Origin of the sequence: Candidatus Amarolinea dominans, assembly GCF_016704685.1 — a bacterium.
GTDB classification, from domain to species: Bacteria; Chloroflexota; Anaerolineae; order SSC4; family Amarolineaceae; genus Amarolinea; species Amarolinea dominans.
Map to the genome: position 1 here is coordinate 183,346 of NZ_JADIZS010000004.1, position 16,617 is coordinate 199,962.

The window sequence follows — 16,617 nt, forward strand, 5'->3', positions numbered from 1 at the left end:
CTGTGACGGCGCCGTTGGGGCGAGCCAACCTCCCGATCAAGTTCGGGAGGTTGGCCCGCATTGCCCGAATCATGTCACGTCGGAGGCGATGACCTACATAAGACGCTGCTTACGCCCGCGCAGCAGCCAACCGCCGCTGAGCAGGGCCAGCAAAGCAACCGCCAACAGGGTCCAACGACCGGCCAGGCCGGCCAGGTCGGCAAGGCCAGGATCGAAGCTTAGGGCGTCCAGTCTGATGGCGGTTGGCTCCGAGATGATGATCGTCGGGCCGGCCGTGACCGGGGAGGTGAAGTAGCCGCCCACCACGGCGGTGGTGACCTGGTACGTCCCGGCCGCCGGGGCTGTGATGGTGATGATGGCGGCGCCGTCAGGGCCAACCGGCGCCAGGTAGAAGCTCTGCGGGTGGTTGAGCAGATCCAGGTCGAACCGCACGATGGCCTGGGTCAGATCGCCCGGCGCCCCGTCATCCGCCTGCGTCACGCTGGCGGCCAGGGTCAGCGGCAAGCCCACTGCGCCGGTCACCGCGCCAGTGTAGGTGACGCTGGCATCTTCGGCGCTCAGGATCATGGCGGTCGCGGCCGTCGTGGCGTTGTAGCGCAGATCATCCAGGCTGAGTATCTGACCGTTACCCAGCGGGATGTCACCCACAAAGTAGACGCTCAGCGTGTAGCTGCCCGCCGGCGCGGGCAGGTCGCCCAACGGGGCGCGGCCGCTGTAGTCGGTGATGATCGGTTTGGCCTGCGGATCGCTGGCCGGTGTGAGCGGCGCTGACGCCCGCAGCGATTCAGACTCCGCCAGGAAGAAGACGGTCTTGGAGGCGAGGCGGCGCCCGCTGGCGTCGCGCAGCTCAGTCAGGACGTTGATGGGATCGCTATACTGCCCGGCGACCACGGTGGGTGAGAAGACGAGCGATGTGTCCTGCTTGAAGATGGTGAACGGTGCGCTGGCGGACGCGGGGGCAGCGGTGAGCGTGCCGGGAAACGTCACGCGCACCTGGCTTTCGCCGGGCAAGCCGAACAGCGAAAGGTTGACAACGCCGCGGCCGTTGCCATCGGTTACGCCCTGGCGAACTTGTGTGCCCAGGCTGAAGATCAACGGCTGCAGAGGCAGCGGAGCGCCCAGGCTGGTCAGCTCAGCCGTGAAGGGCAGTTCTGTGCCGTAGGGGCCGCTGCCCGGCGGCGCGATCAGCGCGATGGTGGTTGAAACCGGATAGGTGGGGGGCGGTGCGCCTGGATCACTGCCAGGGGTCAGATAGGAGCCGACATCGGTCACCAGGGAGACCAGGCCAACGCCATTGACCGCCTGAACCAGCGCGCGCAGGTTCGATGGGTCCGGGTAGGGGAGAGCCAGCGTGCCTTCCCACAGCGTCGAGTCGGTCGGGCTTTGCGCCAGGTCGAACGACTGCCATTGACCGAACAGCGGGCCGTCTATGGCCGTGTAAGTGACCCACACAGCCTGAATACCGGCAGCCGGGTCGCCGATGACGGTGGCCTGGAAGCTGACCTGGGCCAGGTCGGGGGTGCTGGTGACGCGCACGATGGTGGGCGGTGAGGCCAGGGCCGGAATGTTGCCGGTGGTCGTCAGCAGTCGCGTTGCCCCCCAGGGACCGCTTGCTGCCGCGGGCGCCTCCGGTGTGGGGTAGACGGTGGTGTTGGCGCTGTAGAACAGGCGGAAGTCCAGGGCGTCGTAGCGGCGCAAGGTGCCGGTGGGCGTTGTGGATGACGCGGCGCGGAACTGCGCGGGGCGCAGCAGGAGCGACATTCGGCCGGCCGCGCCGTTGGCCAGCACATCGAAGTAGTTGGCGTCCCAGGGCTTGACCGGGTAGAAAGAATCGCTGAAGAACGGGATATGTACCCCGCGCACCTCGGTGGCGGCGGCGCCGGTCAGGGGCAAGATGTCGTTCAGGTCGGTGTAGCGGCCGCCGCGGAAGCCCACACCGCGCAACACCTGCCCGTTGACATGGACGTTGCGCGCTTCCAGGGGCAGGACCGGCTCCGCGGGGTAGACGACAACGCCATCGGCGCCGGTGAGGTAGGCAGCCGTCACCGTGACGTCGGTCGAGTTGATGTTGAGAATTTTGGTTTGCAGGCTGAGGGTGGGGGTGATCGTCACATCAGCAAAGCTCAGGCCCAGGGTCAGGCCGGGGTCAGTGGCAAGGCCGGCGGTGGCGCCGACGATCGAGGGCGGGGCGGCCGGCGTGCCGCGTCCATTGGGCAAGTCAACGCTGAGCATGGGCAGGCCGAACAGGGTGGCGATCAGGAGCGCTTTCTGGTCAATGCCACGCAGGGAAGGAGTGGTAGCCAGGTAAGCCTGCTTGGCCGCGACCAGGGCTTTGCCCACGGGCACCGGCCCGCTGCCGGCCAGGAGGGCGCGGCTGAACTCGGTGTACAGTTTTTCGCTGTATGCGATGAAATCGGTATCGCCATACTGGTAGCCGGTGCCGCCGATGAAGGTGACGCGCTGGCGTGCAAACGCCTGCGCCCAGTCCGGTTGCGGGGAGATGCCGGCGATGCCGTGGGCGTTGACCAGGCTGTAACCCGAATGACAGCCTGCGCTGAACAGGATGACGTTTTGCAGATCAACGGTGGCCGACGCGACCTCAGAAGCGAGCAGGCGGGTGGTATAGTCCGCGGCCAGGGCGCTGCCGGCGCTGAAGTGGCCGGCCAGGAAGATCAGATCATGGCGGTTGCTCAAGAGGCTGGCGCGCAGATCGGTGGCCGTCCACGCGTCCGGATCGGCCGGCGATTGGTTGGCCGGGGCAATCAAGGTGTCGGCGGCGGCGCCGATGCCGGCCTCGAAGGCTGCCTGTACCGCCTGGGCGCTGTCGGTCAGGAAGTCATAGCCGGTAACGAGGGACGCGGTGGGCGTGTCCACCACACCGGCGGCCGTGGAAAGGTAGGCGTCGAGCATACCGATGATTTCGGCCGGTGTTTCGACGAGGCGTCCCACGGCCAGGTCAGGCAGCGGGAAGGTGCTCACCTTGTGGTTCAGTTCGATGGCCGCGCCGTAGTCGTCCTGGCTGAGCAGATAACCCAGGCGCAGGCTGGCCTGTGAGGCCGAGCTGTCACGCACCGGCGGCACGTAGTTGCGTTCGCTGGCGAGCAGGGCATGGTCAGGATGGCGGAAGAAGGGAATGACGTCATCGTTGCCCACCAACACCACGTAGGCCAGCGGGTTGACGAGGCGATAGCGATCTACCACGGTCTTGATGGCGTCGGCCACCAGGTTCTTGGCCGCCGGACAGGCTGGGTAGGCATCGGCCTGCGCGTTGGCGGCCGCCACGCGTGCGTCGGCGTCTACGTTGATGATCTCAGCGCTGACTTCTGGGCGCGCGGCCAACGTCAGCAGCCTGGCGCGCAGGGTTGGCGTCAAGGGGTCGCTGGCGGCCAGGCGTGCGCGGTCGGTCAGGATCAGGGTCTGGAAATTACCGGCCGTCGCAGTCAGGCTGGACGGCGGCAGGTCGGAAGTCACCCCGTCGCAGACATCAGATAGCAGCGTCACCTCCAGGTGGAAGGCCTGGGTGGGGCTGAAAGCGCCATTGCGTCCGCGCACACGGATGTAAAAATCGCTGCTGTTGTCCCACGTGTTGATGGAGATGCCTTCGCTGGCGGTGCCCTCGAAGCCGGCCACGGCGATCACGCTGCGAACCTGCGCGCTGGCGTAGGCATCCGCATCCGGCGAATAGACATCCGGGCTGTAGACATCGGGGCTGTACACGTCCGGACTGTAGACATCCGGGCTGTACACGTCCGGGCTGTAGACATCCGGGCTGTAGACATCCGGGCTGTAGACATCCGGGCTGTACACGTCCGGGCTGTAGACATCCGGGCTGTACACATCCGGGCTGTAGACATCCGGGCTGTACATGTCGGGGCTGTAGACATCCGGGCTGTAGACATCCGGGCTGTAGACATCCGGGCTGAACGCGTCCGGCGCGAATTCAGCGCCCAGTTGCGCCAGGTCGGTCAGCGAAGCGGGCGGGTTCAGCGCCTGGTAGACCTGGGCAATATCCTTGAAGAGGGTCAAATCATAGTTTGCGGGCAGGTCGGTCAGCGTCACCGTCAGCTTACTCTGGGGCGTGACCCTGATCTTGTACCAGCGCGATTGTCCCGGCCGGCTCAGATATTGGTCTATCTCGCCCTGCAGCGTCGAAGCGTCCGGGGCTGGCGGTGCGGACAGGGGAAGGCGATAGGCCAGCGGCCAGGTGACGTTGTTGGGGCCGACGGCCTGGCACGGTCCGAATTCCGAGGTGTTACCGTTGCTGTCGGTGGCGGTGGCGGTGATGAAATGATTCAGCGGCACCGCCAGCGGCGCAGTCATCGAAAAGGCCACGCTGTCAGACAGATCCGTGCTGACGGTGGTGGCGCCGAGCGAAAGGCCGCCTTCGCCATAGGTGCTGGCGTCACAGGCGATGTTGTCGAAGAATTCCAGGGTGAACGTCTGCTCGGCCTGGGTATCGAGGCGTCCGCTGATCAGGGTGGTGAGATCATCCGGCACGGCGCTAAAAACTAACGGGTAATTCTGGTCATAATTCGCGCCCTCATCGGCATCGCCGATATCGTTGAGGGTCGGCCCGTCGCCGTCGAGGTCAATGCCCAAGCCATCGTTCAGTTCGATCCGGTTGCCAAGAAAGGAATTCTCATAGCCGTTGAGCACGGTGATGCCGTCGCTGCCATTGAAAGCGATCCGATTGCCCTCGCCCGCCGCCAGGCCACCAACCGTATTGCTGCTGGCATCTTCGAAGTAGATACCGCTGCCGCCGTTGCCCACCGGCGCGTAGCCGCCCACATCGCTGCCGATCCGGTTACCCTGGATCACGTTACCGTTGGCCCAGAACCATGACAGCAGGATGCCATGCTGCGCATTACCGGAAATGACATTCTCCGCGCCTGGCGTCGTGCCGCCAATGGTGTTGTCGGACGCGGCGAGAATCCCGATACCGTTGGCTTGATTGCCGAGGGGCGCAGCGCCGCTCACGTTGGCGCCGATGAAGTTGCCCTGCACCAGGTTGCCAGACGTGCCTGGCTCAGCGGGCGCGGCGCCTGCAGCCAGGTGACCCGCCTTTGGGCTGGCGTAGAGTGTGATGCCGTCGCCCAGGTTGCCGGCCAGCAAATTGCGGCGATCAGGCGTCTCGCCGCCGATGACGTTGTTGTCTGACCGGACCAGCACGCCGCTGCCGCTGTTGCCCAACCCTTCCAGGCCGCTGGCGTCCGTGCCGATGAAGTTGCAGTACAGCGTGTTGTTTCCTGCGAAGCGCAACTCAACCCCATCCTGATCGAAGCGATTGATCACCAGACCCATCAGCGTGCTGTCACCCACCAGCGTCAACCCCGATGTTTGTGACACGGCGCTGCCGTTCACTTCGATGAGCAAGGTGGGCGGCCAGGATGCACAACTGGCGCCGGGCTGAGTCAGGCCGTTGATAATGACCGGATCTGTGACGTGCGGAAGTCCGGTGCTGGGCGTGATGGTCTGTACACCAGAACCGGGAATGGCAAAATGAATCTCATCGGGCACGCCGACGTTGGGGTGACTGTTGGCCGCCTCAATCGCATCGCGCAACGAGCAGGGTTCCACAATATCGCATACGCCGGTGCTTGTATCGTCGGTGGTGGTGACCGTAAAAACGAAGCCGCCCTGGGGTGTGTCCACATCACAGCGGGCACCGGGCTGGTCTGGCCCGGGGCAATCGCTGTTGGCACGGGCGCTCATGGCCGGGCTGCCCAGGTTGACGCCCAGGACCAGTATCGCCACAGCGCAAGCCACGAGCAGCCATGCGGCGCGGATGGGCTGCCTCTTAGAATGATTCGGATAGCTAGAATAAAACCACGGATTCATGCGCTTTTCTCCAGATTTATGATACCACCAAAGTCGAATTTTGCTAAACGCCGTTGCCGAAGGGGCGGCTGTGAGCGGCGGGGAGCAGGCATCGGTAACAAGAAGGGCCGCCAGGTGTAACCTGGCGGCCCTTCTTGTCTGTGTACCCAGCGTGATTACTTGACGTCTACCACAGCGCCTTCGGCCTCGATGATCTGCTTGGCGTTGGCGGCCACTTCTTTGGTGACCGCAGCCAGGATGGTCGCGGGCGCCGACTCGACCAGGTCCTTGGCTTCCTTCAGGCCCAGGCTGGTGACCTGGCGGACTGCCTTGATGACGTTGATCTTCTTGGCGCCGATGTCCTTGAGGACCACATCGAACTCGGTCTGCTCTTCCACCACCGGGGGGGCTTCCGCCACCGGCGCCGCAGCGCCGGCCGCGGCCATCATACCTGCAGCCATCGGCGCCGCGGCACTGACGCCCCAATGCTCCTGCAGGATTTTGGACAGTTCAGCGGCTTCTTTGAGGGTCAGAGCATCCAGCTCTTCGACCAGTTTCTGCAATTTGTCGGACATGATTCTGATGATCTCCTCGTGCATTTCAAAAGGTTGTTCTAAGGGTTCGAATCTACGGTCGCGTCAGGCAGCGTTTTCTTCTGCCTGTTCTGAACGTGCGTAGAGAACCGTGATGATTTCGCGCAACGGCGCTTGCAGCACACCAACCAGGTTGGTTGCCGGTCCCTGCACGGCGCCCAGCAACTGCGCCAGTAACTGCTCACGGGTCGGCAGATCCACCAGGCGCTTGACCTCATCGGCCCCGAATATGTCATCGGGCAGGAGCGCGCCAATAAGCTCCAACTTCTTCTGCTCCTTGATCACAGCGAGCAGATGCTTGGTAGACGTTGCAATCGGGCCTGCAAAGTAACAGACGCTCACCATACCGGCAAACATCTCGTCTGGCACCGGGAACTGGCTGTCCTTCAGTGCGATCTTGAACAGTGTGTTCTTGGTCACCTGGAACGTCGCGTCTGCGTCGCGCAACTTCTTGCGCAGCGCGGTGATTTCAGCCACGGTCAGGCCCTTGTTGCGCAGCACCACTATGGCCCGGCTCTTCTGCAAGCGCTCCGCGTACTGATCAATAAACTTCTGCTTTTCTTTTCGAGTCAGCGGCAATCGAGTCACCCCCTCTCACGATTACATCATGGCCATGGCCGGTGCAACGATACGCATCGCGCCAGGCATGGCCTGCTATCAACAAAAAAACCTTCGTGCCGCAGGACACGAAGGCGCACAAACCCGGGCGCTCTCTGTGCAGGGCAGAGAGTGCAGGATTCATTGACGTGCAGCTTCGCCTCAGCAGGGTTTACGTTTGGCTTGGCTGGCAAGCACACAACTACCTGCGGTCATCGGCTCATGCGTTAGGATTCGTAAAAGAATCAGGCTGTCGGTTTCAGACTGGAGGCCAGGTTGGCGTCCATGCGAATACCGGGGCCCATGGTTGTTGTCAACGTGACGCGGCGGACATAGATGCCCTTGGCCGCAGCCGGCTTGGCGCGCACAATCGCGTCCATGATGGCCGACAAGTTTTCGAGCAATTGGTCAGGCGTAAAGCTGGTCTTGCCCACCGGCATATGAATGTTGGACGTCTTGTCCACGCGAAACTCCACACGGCCCTGGCGCGCTTCTTTGATGACGCGCGGCAGGTCTTCGGGCTGCACAATGCTGCCGGTTTTCGGGCTGGGCATCAGACCACGCGGGCCGAGAATCTTGCCGAGACGGCCAACCTTGCCCATGACCTGGGGTGTCGCCAACACCAGGTCGAAGTCAAGCCAGCCATCCTGGATCTTCTTGATCATGTCATCGGCGCCGACGAAATCAGCACCGGCTTCGGAGGCGAAGCGCGCCCCGTCACCATCGGCAAAGGCGAGGATGCGTACCTGCTTGCCGCTACCGGCTGGCATGACCACAACGCCACGGACTTGCTGATCGGCGTGGCGCGGATCAACACCCATACGCAGATGAATTTCGACTGTGGAATCGAACTTGGCAAAGGCTGTTTCTTTGGCCAGGTTGATGGCATCCTGCGGCGTGTAATACTGATTGCGATCTACTTTGGCCGCCGCGGCGATGTATTTCTTTCCGTGCTTAGGCATATTGAGACTCCTGTGGTGCAAGCGAAGAGGTCTTCTTCTCCCACGTGTGACAATGGATTATTCGACAACCGTGATACCCATGCTCTGCGCGGTGCCTTCGATCATCTTCATGGCAGCCGCCAGATCATTGGCGTTCAGGTCTTTCATCTTGGTTTCGGCGATTTCACGCAGTTGGGTGCGCGTAATTTTGCCGCTGGCCTTGCTGTTCGGCGTAGCCGAGCCTTTGGCCACATTGGCTGCCTTCTTCAGGAGATCGGCCGCCGGTGGTGTCTTCGTGACAAACGTAAACGAATTGTCCTGAAAGACGGTAATTTCCACCGGGATGATCATGCCGGTTTGGGCAGCGGTACGCGCGTTGTACTCCTTGCAGAAGGCCATCAGGTTGACACCGTGTTGACCAAGCGCCGGTCCCACCGGCGGCGCCGGGTTCGCCTTGCCGGCGTTCAGTTGGAGCTTAACGATTGCTTTGACTTTTTTCGCCATGCGACTTCCTTTCGACTTCCTTTCAACAAACCCTTTCCTACTACGTGCTTGTCAAGACTGTTGTCAAGAAAAACCGTCTGTCAAAACAAAGGTGCGGCGCCCATCACAGTGGGCCGCACCTCGTTCCCTTATGGCTCGTGCGCTATGCCATCACCCGGACGTCAAACTTTTTCAAGCTGTAGGAAGTCAACTTCAACCGGTGTTTCCCGGCCAAAGAACGACACCATGACACGCGCCTTGCCTTTTTCCAGTGAGATTTCGTCCACGGCGCCAGTGAAATCGGCAAACGGCCCACCCACAAGGCGCACTTTCTGGCCGATCTTGAAGCTGATCTTGATCTTGGGCGCCACATCCTCGATGCGGCGCATGATCTTGTCCACTTCTTCCTGGCTCAGGGCGGTTGGTTTGTTGCCCATGCCGACGAAGCCGGTCACCCCAGGGGTGTTGCGCACGACGTACCACGAATCTTCATCCATGATCATGTCAACCAGGATGTAGCCCGGAAAAACCCGGCGCTCGATGGTACGGCGTTTGCCGTCCTTGAGTTCCACTTCCTCTTCGGTCGGAACGATCACCTGATAGATACGATCTCCGCCCACATCATGCATCGAAGCGGCGCGGTGCTCAAGGTTTTTCTTAACCTTGTTCTCGTAGCCGGAATAGCTGTGGATGACGTACCAGAAGCGCTCTGCCGCTGGTTCTGTCGCCGCAGTCTCGCCTTCGCCGGCCGCGACAGCGGACCGGGTGACCGGTTCATCGTCCAAGTTCAGTTCATCTAGGTAATCTAGCAACATCGCGTGGTCCACACCTTGGTGCCCTGGTCAACTGTGTCAGACAGAATCAGCCACCGACCAACAGGCGGAAAAACTGGGCAAATATGAAGTCCACCGCTCCCAGGATCAACGCCATCGAGAAAGTCACCGCCAGCACGACGACTGTCAGGTTAGTGGCTTCCTCACGCGTCGGCCAGGTCACTTTGCGCAACTCGGCCCGCGTGTCCTTGAAGTATTTGATCAGCGGGTTCTCTTTTAAGTTGACTGTCACAGGTTTATTCACAAATCTTCTCACATCGTTGCGATATCACAGGCCTCTTACAGATCAAGACACCAGTCTCCGCCAGATACTGATCGGAACAGAGGTGGTGTCTCGATACACTCAACAAGAGTGACTTAGGCAGGCCAGGCAGGACTTGAACCCGCAACCCTCGCTTTTGGAGAGCGATGCTCTACCTATTGAGCTACTGGCCTTCGTAAACGAAGCGACAACACATCCTGAAGCTGCTGAAAAACCGGGTTTCGTGATGCGTCGGAAACCCGGTTCTTCCGGCTCCCCTAGCGCGTCTCGCGATGGGGCGTATGCTTGTGACAACGGGAGCAGTACTTAGCCAGCTCCATGCGCCCCTGGTCGTTGCGCCGATTTTTCTCCGAAACGTAATTGCGCTCTTTGCACTCCGTGCAGGCCAACGTAATTACGGTGCGTACCGCTTTTTTCGCCATGATTTTGTGTCCCGTCTGGCAGTGGACGCCGGCAAGGCAGCCACCGCAAAGTCCTTAGTTCATCATCTTGGTGATGACGCCGGCGCCAACGGTGCGGCCACCCTCACGGATGGCAAACCGCGACCCCACTTCCAACCCGACCGGTACGATCAGCTTGATCTTCAGGTTCACGTTGTCGCCCGGCATGACCATCTCCAGCCCTTCCGGCAAATCGCACGTCCCGGTTACGTCCATCGTCCGAATGTAGAACTGCGGCCGGTACCCGTTGAAGAAAGGCGTGTGCCGCCCACCCTCCTCCTTCCGCAACACGTACACCTCGCCCATGAACTCCATGTGCGGCTTGATCGAACCCGGCTTGGCCAATACCTGCCCGCGCTCCACATCGGTGCGCGTGATCCCCCGCAGCAGACAACCCACGTTGTCCCCCGCCTCGCCGCGTTCCAGAATCTTCTTGAACATCTCTACGCCGGTCACGATCGTCTTGCGCGTATCTCGCAATCCCACAATCTCGATCTCTTCGCCCACCTTGACTGTGCCACGCTCGATACGTCCCGTCACCACCGTGCCCCGACCCTTGATCGCAAACACATCTTCCACCGGCATCAGGAACGGCTTCTCCGTCTCACGCACCGGCGTCGGTATGTACTCGTCCACCACTCGCATCAAGTCCCAAATGCACTTGTACTCCGGCGCATTCGGATCCTTCGAACTCGATTCCAACACCTGCAACGCACTGCCACGCACGATCGGAATGTCGTCCCCAGGAAAATGCTGGCTCGTCAGCAACTCCCGTAACTCCAACTCCACCAACTCCAGCAGTTCCTCGTCGTCCATCATGTCGCACTTGTTCAGGAACACCACCATCGCCGGTACTTCCACCTGCCGCGCCAGCAAGATGTGCTCCCGCGTCTGTGGCATCGGCCCATCAGGCGCCGCCACCACCAGGATCGCACCGTCCATCTGTGCCGCACCCGTGATCATGTTCTTGATGTAGTCCGCATGTCCCGGACAATCTACGTGCGCATAGTGCCGCTTCGCTGTCTGGTATTCAACGTGCGCAATCGCAATCGTGATGCCGCGCCTTCTCTTCCGGCGCATTGTCAATCGAATCAAATGCACGAAAATCCGCCCATCCCTTGAGCGCCAACACCTTCGTGATTGCCGCCGTCAAACTCGTCTTCCCGTGGTCAATATGACCAATCGTCCCCACGTTGATGTGCGGCTTCGTTCGCTGAAATACTGCCTTTGCCATGAAATCCTACGCCTCCTGATCCGTTGCGAGCACTGGCGCCAGGTCCATTTCTCGCTGCATGTTATTATGGAGCCCACGACCAGACTTGAACTGGTGACCCCGTTCTTACCAAGAACGTGCTCTACCGACTGAGCTACGTGGGCAGGTAGAGGAGAGAGCTGCGTGCGCTCTCTCCTCTAATCTGGTGGGCGGAGAAGGATTCGAACCTCCGAAGGCGTCAGCCAGCTGATTTACAGTCAGCCCCCGTTGGCCACTTGGGTATCCGCCCCTATTCACTTACACCGGCCGTTCAATCACTCTGACTCGACGAGAGCCGACGAGGAGAATCGAACTCCTAACCTACTCATTACAAGTGAGTTGCTCTGCCGATTGAGCTACGTCGGCCTGGCAATCGGGTATTATACCAGACGAAAACGAACTGTCAAATGCTTTGGCGTTCTACTTTTGACGCCCCATCCCGGCGGCTCTCGATGACACGCTGATACACCTCCAGGGTCGCCGCTGCGGTCTGCGCCCAGGAGAATTGCGCGGCCCGCACAAGTCCCGCCTGACGCATCGCTTGCCGCTCCTCCTCATCCTGCCATACTCGCTGTAGGGTCTGCGCGATGTCAGCAACCGTGAGGGGATCGAAATATCGAGCCGCCGTACTCCCCAGTTCAGGCAAACTCGCGGTCCCGCTGCACACCACCGGCGACCCGCAGGCCATCCCCTCCAGCACCGGCAGACCAAAACCTTCATACACCGACGCCAGCACCGTCAGGCGCGCGCCTGCGTAGACCGCGGGCAAATCGTCATCCGCCACAAAGCCGGCCAGATGAACTGCCTCGCGCTGCGGCAGCGTCTCCAGGCGGGCAAAGAAGCCTTCCGTCAGCCAGCCCTTGCTGCCAACGATGACCAGGTGGGCATCCAACCCCGATTGGCGCAGAATCAACAGCGCATCCAGCAGGCGATCCAGGTTCTTGCGCGGTTCGATCGTGCCGACGGTCAGCATGTAGTGCGCCGGCAGGTGATAGCGCGCACGTACGGCCGTGATGCGTTCCGGTGTCTGCGGGCGAAAGTGTGGCGCGGCCGCTTCGTAGATGACATGCACCTTTTGCGGCGTCACCGCATAAAGTCGCACCAGGTCGCGCTTGCTGTTTTCCGAGATGGTAATCAGGGCGTTGGCGCGCTGGCAAAACAGCGGCATGGCCGCGTTGAGAAACCAGTAGTTCAGGCGTTTGTGGTGCTGCGGCAACAGGTGGTAGATCAAGTCATGCACGGTGAGCACGCTGGGCACCTGGCGCAGCGGCATCAGCAAATGCTCGGTAGCGTGATATAATTCAGCCGCGGGCAGCAGGCGGTCGAAACCGATCCCCGCCATCTGTCCCAGCCAGACCGCCAGGCGCCAGGGCTTATATCCAAGACGAACGTGCCGAGCCTGATGTGCTGTGCCCGCGCCAGGCAGCCTGACCGTGCCTGATGCACCGGCCCGATTGTAGAAAAACGCCAGGCGCTCGCCCAGCAGCGGCGAGAGATGATCGGCCAACGTGGCGGCGTAGCGCCCCAGGCCGGCCTTGCCGTTGATGGCGGCTGACATATCAAGATAGATGGTCATCTGTACCTGGGTGACAAAAAACGATCGGCCGGCGTCTCATGCAGAACGCTGACCGTTAGCGACAAGCAACAGAAAGATGTTTCCTGACAAGCCCTACGGAGAAAGAACATGACGACAACAATTCCCAGCACGCATCTGGATTTGCTCACCGCACGAGCGCTCGCCAACCTGGCGACCAGCATGGATGACGGCACCCCGCAGGTGACGCCGGTCTGGTTCGATGTGGAGGGTGAGTATGTGCGGGTCAACTCGGCCCAGGGGCGCGTCAAGGATCGCAACATGCGTGCCCGTCCCTATGTGGCCCTGAACATCGTGGATCCACAAAACCCGTATCGCTACCTGCAAATTCGGGGGCCGGTGGTCGAGATCACGACCGAAGGCGCGGACGCCCACATTGATACGCTGGCCGAAAAATACACCGGCGCCGGTCGTCGCTTCAACCACCAGCCCGGCGAGGTGCGCGTGATCTACAAGATCAAACCGGAACACGTCCACGCGTCGGGGTGACCCGACGCCCGCCGAGGAACCGATCATTCCATGCGCATTCTTGTCACGGCTGACCTGCACTATCGGCCAGCCCAGCGTGCAGCCTACCTCGACTTTGCGCAACGGGCGAGCGCCCGGCGGCCTGATTGCCTGATCGTGGCCGGTGATGTGGGCCATCCGCTGCGGCTTTTTCAGCGCGGTCTGCAGCTCTTTCGTGATTTCGCCTGCCCGCGCCTGCTCATCGCCGGCAACCATGATGTTTACCGGGGCGAATTCCACAGTCGCGATCTCTGGCAGGTGCAGCTTCCGCACGCTGCGCGGCAAGAAGGCTTTGTCTGGCTGGAGGACCAAAACCTCGTCATCCAGGGCATCGGCATCTGCGGCACGATGGGTTGGTATGATTACTCCGCACGGGCGCCGCACCTGCCCTATGTGGCCAACGAGTACCGGGCGCTGAAGCGCCTGGTCACACACGACGCCGACTACGTTGATTGGCCGTGGAGCGATGTGGCCATGGCGCGCTATCTGCAGCGTGGTTTCGCCCGTCGTCTGGCGGCCCTGGAGGCCGACGCGGCCGTGCGTCAGATCGTGGTCATCACCCACTGGCCGATCTTTGCCGAATCGGTGCCCCAACGTCCTCAGAGCGCATTCTGGAGCCTGCTCAGCGCCTATATGGCGAACTTCACGCTGGGGCAACTGGTGCGGCAAAGCAGCAAAGTCACGCAGGTCGTCAGTGGCCACATCCATCGGCCGGGGCAATGGATCATCGCTGGCGCGCATGGCCCCATCGCATTCAGCATCGTTGGCTCCCGCAGCGATGAGCCGGCCTGGGTTGAACTCAACCTTTGACTATGTGGCCGTTGTCGGCGCCGGAGCCTGGGCAGTTACATCAATCTTCGATCGTTTCAGCCGTATCTTCTGTGTCCTCTTTCTCCGGCTGCGGTGACAGGCGCCGGTAGAGATAGGTCAGTTCCAGCAGGCGGTTGCCAAGTTCAGCACTCAAATCGTCAGCCTGATAGCGCCAACCCCAGTTGCCGCTGGGGCGACCGGGAAAGTTCATACGCGCCTCCGAGTCAAGGCTGAGCAGGTCTTGCAGCGGTGTCAGCGCCATGTCGGCCACGGATGCCCAGGCCACCCTGATGAAATCCCAGGCGATGTCATCGCCGTCGCGCGCCAGGTAACGCCGGGCAAAGTCGCGTTCTTCCACGGTTGAGCTATGCCGGTACCAGCCGACACTGGTGTCGTTGTCATGGGTGCCGGTGTAGACCGCGGCGTTATGCACATAATTGTGCGGCAGGAAGGGGTCCTCCGGGCCAGAGCTGAAGGCAAACTGCACGATGCGCATCCCTGGCAGACCGAAATCGTCGCGCAGGGCGCGCACCTCCGGCGTGATGAAACCCAGGTCTTCGGCGATGATGGGCAGGTCTCCCAGGCGCGCGCGTACCGTCTTGAAGAGATCGGCGCCCGGCGCCTTGCGCCATTCACCGTTGACGGCCGTTGGTTCGCCAAAGGGCACCGCCCAGTAGGCCTCGAAGCCACGGAAGTGATCAATGCGGATGATGTCTACCACGCGCAGGGTGGCCTGGATACGCGCCAGCCACCAATCATAGCCGCGCGCTTGCATGACATCCCAACGATAGAGCGGATTGCCCCACAGTTGGCCGGTCTCGCTGAAATAGTCGGGCGGCACGCCAGCCACGATCTCCGGCTGGCCGTTTTCATCGAAATAGAACAATTCCGGGTTGGCCCAGGCGTCGGCGCTGTCATAGGCGACGAAAATGGGAATGTCGCCAATGATGCGAATCCCCTGCGCGTTGGCTGCGGCCTTGACCGCGGCCCACTGCTGGAAGAAGACAAACTGCATGAATTTTTGCAGCGCGACCTGCGCAGCCGCCCGCCGGCGCCAGGCGGTCAACGCCGCGGGCTGCCGGGTGGCGATGTCACGTGTCCAGGTACTCCAGTTGGCGCCGCCATGCGCGCTCTTGACCGCCATGAACAGCGCGTAGTCGTCGAGCCAGGCGGCATTTTCAGCGCACCACGCGTCGAGCGCGGCGCGATCGGCGGCCGTGGCCCGCGCCCGGAAATGGTCGAAAGCCGTGGCGAGCAGGGTCATTTTCCAGGCAATGACCCCGCCAAAATCAATGGACTGGGCCGGGAACGCCGGCACGTCAGCCAGATCATCGGCGTCGAGCAGACCGGCCGCCAGCAGACGATCGGGGCTGATCAGGAGCGGGTTGCCGGCAAAGGCTGAGAAGCATTGATAGGGTGAGTCGCCGTAGCCGGTGGGGCCAAGGGGGAAAACCTGCCAGAGTTGTTGACCATGCCGGGCCAGGAACTCGATCCATTCGATGGCAGCATCGCCCAGGTCGCCGATGCCGTAAGGGCCGGGAAATGACGTGGGGTGCAACAAGACACCACTGGAACGCGGAAAACGCATAGATCGAACCTCACTGCGGGTAAGAATTCACATCAAGATGATGTATTCTAGCACAGCGCAAAGCAAAGTCAATCTGACGGGTGTGAATAGGGGCATTTCGCATTGGGTGCAGGTTTGCAGAAGCCACTCACCGAGAATTCAGCGTGAGATCACGCAGGGGTTGAAGATTTCCTGATTCCGTGATAAGATGCTGCAACAGTGGATGTGAGAGCGAATCAAGAGATTTAGGAATGAGAATTAAATAAGTGTCCGAACATAGCCACCCCGTGGGCCGTTAAACCAGACAATTAAAAAATTCTCGTTCCTTAGCACAGCGATCGTGCCAGACAGGGAGCTGACGATGCCAGAGCCCCAAAGCGAGATAATCTGGACAGATTACGTGCGCTATCGAGCCAGGTTGCGCGGGTTTGATCTTGCGAAAATCGAACCAATCGTGAGATACTCAAGTGAGCGATATCTGGATACCGAAACCGGACGGTCGGTCGTCATAGGGCGCATTGAGGATGTGTTAGTGATGATCCCTTACGAGACTGAACAGACTGCGATGATACCGGTGACTATTCATGCTACGACGCGTCAACAAGTCAATTTTCGGCTTAAGACGGGAAGGTTTTCCAATGAGTGAAGCCCGGATGATGTACTTCGAAGAGGATGACGTGCTGCATCTGTCCATCTCGGATGAGCCGGAAGCGGGAAGCGTGGAACTCGGCCCCAACATAACGGTCGAACTGAACGCACAGGGGGAAATGATTGGCATTGAGATTTTAGAGGCCAGCCATTTCATCCGAGACTCGATCATGGAGTCAGTGCAGGCAAGAGTATTGCGTATTTCCGATTTTGGCGCGCTTGCGACTGCTGCGAGTGTTTCTGCTGTTGGAGCGGAGGTTTACGCGTAACGTT

General features: G+C 61.0%; 13 protein-coding genes, 4 tRNA genes and 1 pseudogene. 3 read left to right on the plus strand and 15 right to left on the minus strand.

Annotated elements, in window-relative coordinates; translation table 11 throughout:
- Positions 1-93 precede the first annotated feature (93 nt).
- From IPF85_RS04020 to IPF85_RS04085, 14 genes and pseudogenes are all read right to left on the minus strand, one after another.
- Positions 94-5,838 carry a right-handed parallel beta-helix repeat-containing protein gene (locus IPF85_RS04020; RefSeq protein WP_343406773.1) on the minus strand — a complete coding sequence of 1,915 codons (5,745 nt, stop codon included), beginning with the start codon at positions 5,836-5,838 and terminating at the stop codon, positions 94-96.
- Positions 5,839-5,993: 155 nt separating this feature from the next.
- Positions 5,994-6,392, minus strand: a complete 399-nt coding sequence (rplL, locus tag IPF85_RS04025) for a 50S ribosomal protein L7/L12 (RefSeq protein WP_343406774.1) — start codon at positions 6,390-6,392, stop codon at positions 5,994-5,996.
- 63 nt (positions 6,393-6,455) lie between these two features.
- Positions 6,456-6,998 carry a 50S ribosomal protein L10 gene (gene rplJ, locus IPF85_RS04030; RefSeq protein ID WP_343406775.1) on the minus strand — a complete coding sequence of 181 codons (543 nt, stop codon included), beginning with the start codon at positions 6,996-6,998 and terminating at the stop codon, positions 6,456-6,458.
- Positions 6,999-7,252: 254 nt separating this feature from the next.
- Positions 7,253-7,969, minus strand: coding sequence for a 50S ribosomal protein L1 (gene rplA, locus IPF85_RS04035; RefSeq protein WP_343406776.1), 717 nt, complete (start codon positions 7,967-7,969; stop codon positions 7,253-7,255).
- A 57-nt stretch (positions 7,970-8,026) separates the two neighbouring features.
- Entirely contained in the window at positions 8,027-8,452 is a 426-nt protein-coding gene (gene rplK, locus IPF85_RS04040) for a 50S ribosomal protein L11 (protein WP_343406777.1), read from the minus strand.
- Between the two features lie 161 nt (positions 8,453-8,613).
- Positions 8,614-9,246: a transcription termination/antitermination protein NusG gene (gene nusG / locus IPF85_RS04045; RefSeq protein WP_343406778.1), complete on the minus strand. Its 633-nt coding sequence runs from the start codon at positions 9,244-9,246 to the stop codon at positions 8,614-8,616.
- 46 nt (positions 9,247-9,292) lie between these two features.
- Positions 9,293-9,496 (minus strand): preprotein translocase subunit SecE, encoded by a 204-nt coding sequence (secE, locus tag IPF85_RS04050; RefSeq protein ID WP_343406779.1) that lies wholly within the window; start codon positions 9,494-9,496, stop codon positions 9,293-9,295.
- A gap of 130 nt (positions 9,497-9,626) precedes the next feature.
- Positions 9,627-9,699, minus strand: a tRNA-Trp gene (locus IPF85_RS04055).
- Between the two features lie 84 nt (positions 9,700-9,783).
- Entirely contained in the window at positions 9,784-9,948 is a 165-nt protein-coding gene (gene rpmG / locus IPF85_RS04060) for a 50S ribosomal protein L33 (RefSeq protein WP_343406780.1), read from the minus strand.
- 54 nt (positions 9,949-10,002) lie between these two features.
- Positions 10,003-11,200, minus strand: a pseudogene (tuf, locus tag IPF85_RS04065) (elongation factor Tu).
- A 67-nt stretch (positions 11,201-11,267) separates the two neighbouring features.
- Positions 11,268-11,343: transfer RNA gene (locus tag IPF85_RS04070), tRNA-Thr, on the minus strand.
- 39 nt (positions 11,344-11,382) lie between these two features.
- Positions 11,383-11,468 (minus strand) — tRNA-Tyr (locus IPF85_RS04075).
- A 43-nt stretch (positions 11,469-11,511) separates the two neighbouring features.
- A tRNA-Thr gene (locus tag IPF85_RS04080) sits at positions 11,512-11,584 on the minus strand.
- Positions 11,585-11,621: 37 nt separating this feature from the next.
- Positions 11,622-12,794, minus strand: a complete 1,173-nt coding sequence (locus IPF85_RS04085; protein ID WP_343406781.1) for a glycosyltransferase family 1 protein — start codon at positions 12,792-12,794, stop codon at positions 11,622-11,624.
- Between the two features lie 108 nt (positions 12,795-12,902).
- Here IPF85_RS04085 and IPF85_RS04090 point away from each other — a divergent pair, with 108 nt between their 5' ends.
- Positions 12,903-13,301 carry a PPOX class F420-dependent oxidoreductase gene (locus tag IPF85_RS04090; protein ID WP_343406782.1) on the plus strand — a complete coding sequence of 133 codons (399 nt, stop codon included), beginning with the start codon at positions 12,903-12,905 and terminating at the stop codon, positions 13,299-13,301.
- 30 nt (positions 13,302-13,331) lie between these two features.
- Positions 13,332-14,129, plus strand: coding sequence for a metallophosphoesterase (locus IPF85_RS04095; RefSeq protein ID WP_343406783.1), 798 nt, complete (start codon positions 13,332-13,334; stop codon positions 14,127-14,129).
- 40 nt (positions 14,130-14,169) lie between these two features.
- On the opposite strand, the gene malQ is transcribed toward IPF85_RS04095, so the two are convergent.
- Positions 14,170-15,717: a 4-alpha-glucanotransferase gene (gene malQ, locus IPF85_RS04100; protein ID WP_343406784.1), complete on the minus strand. Its 1,548-nt coding sequence runs from the start codon at positions 15,715-15,717 to the stop codon at positions 14,170-14,172.
- Positions 15,718-16,280: 563 nt separating this feature from the next.
- Between malQ and IPF85_RS04105 the strand changes: the two genes are divergently transcribed.
- The gene (locus IPF85_RS04105) at positions 16,281-16,613 is read left to right on the plus strand and encodes a DUF2283 domain-containing protein (protein WP_343406785.1); all 333 of its coding nucleotides are present in this window, start codon (positions 16,281-16,283) and stop codon (positions 16,611-16,613) included.
- Positions 16,614-16,617: the final 4 nt, after the last annotated feature.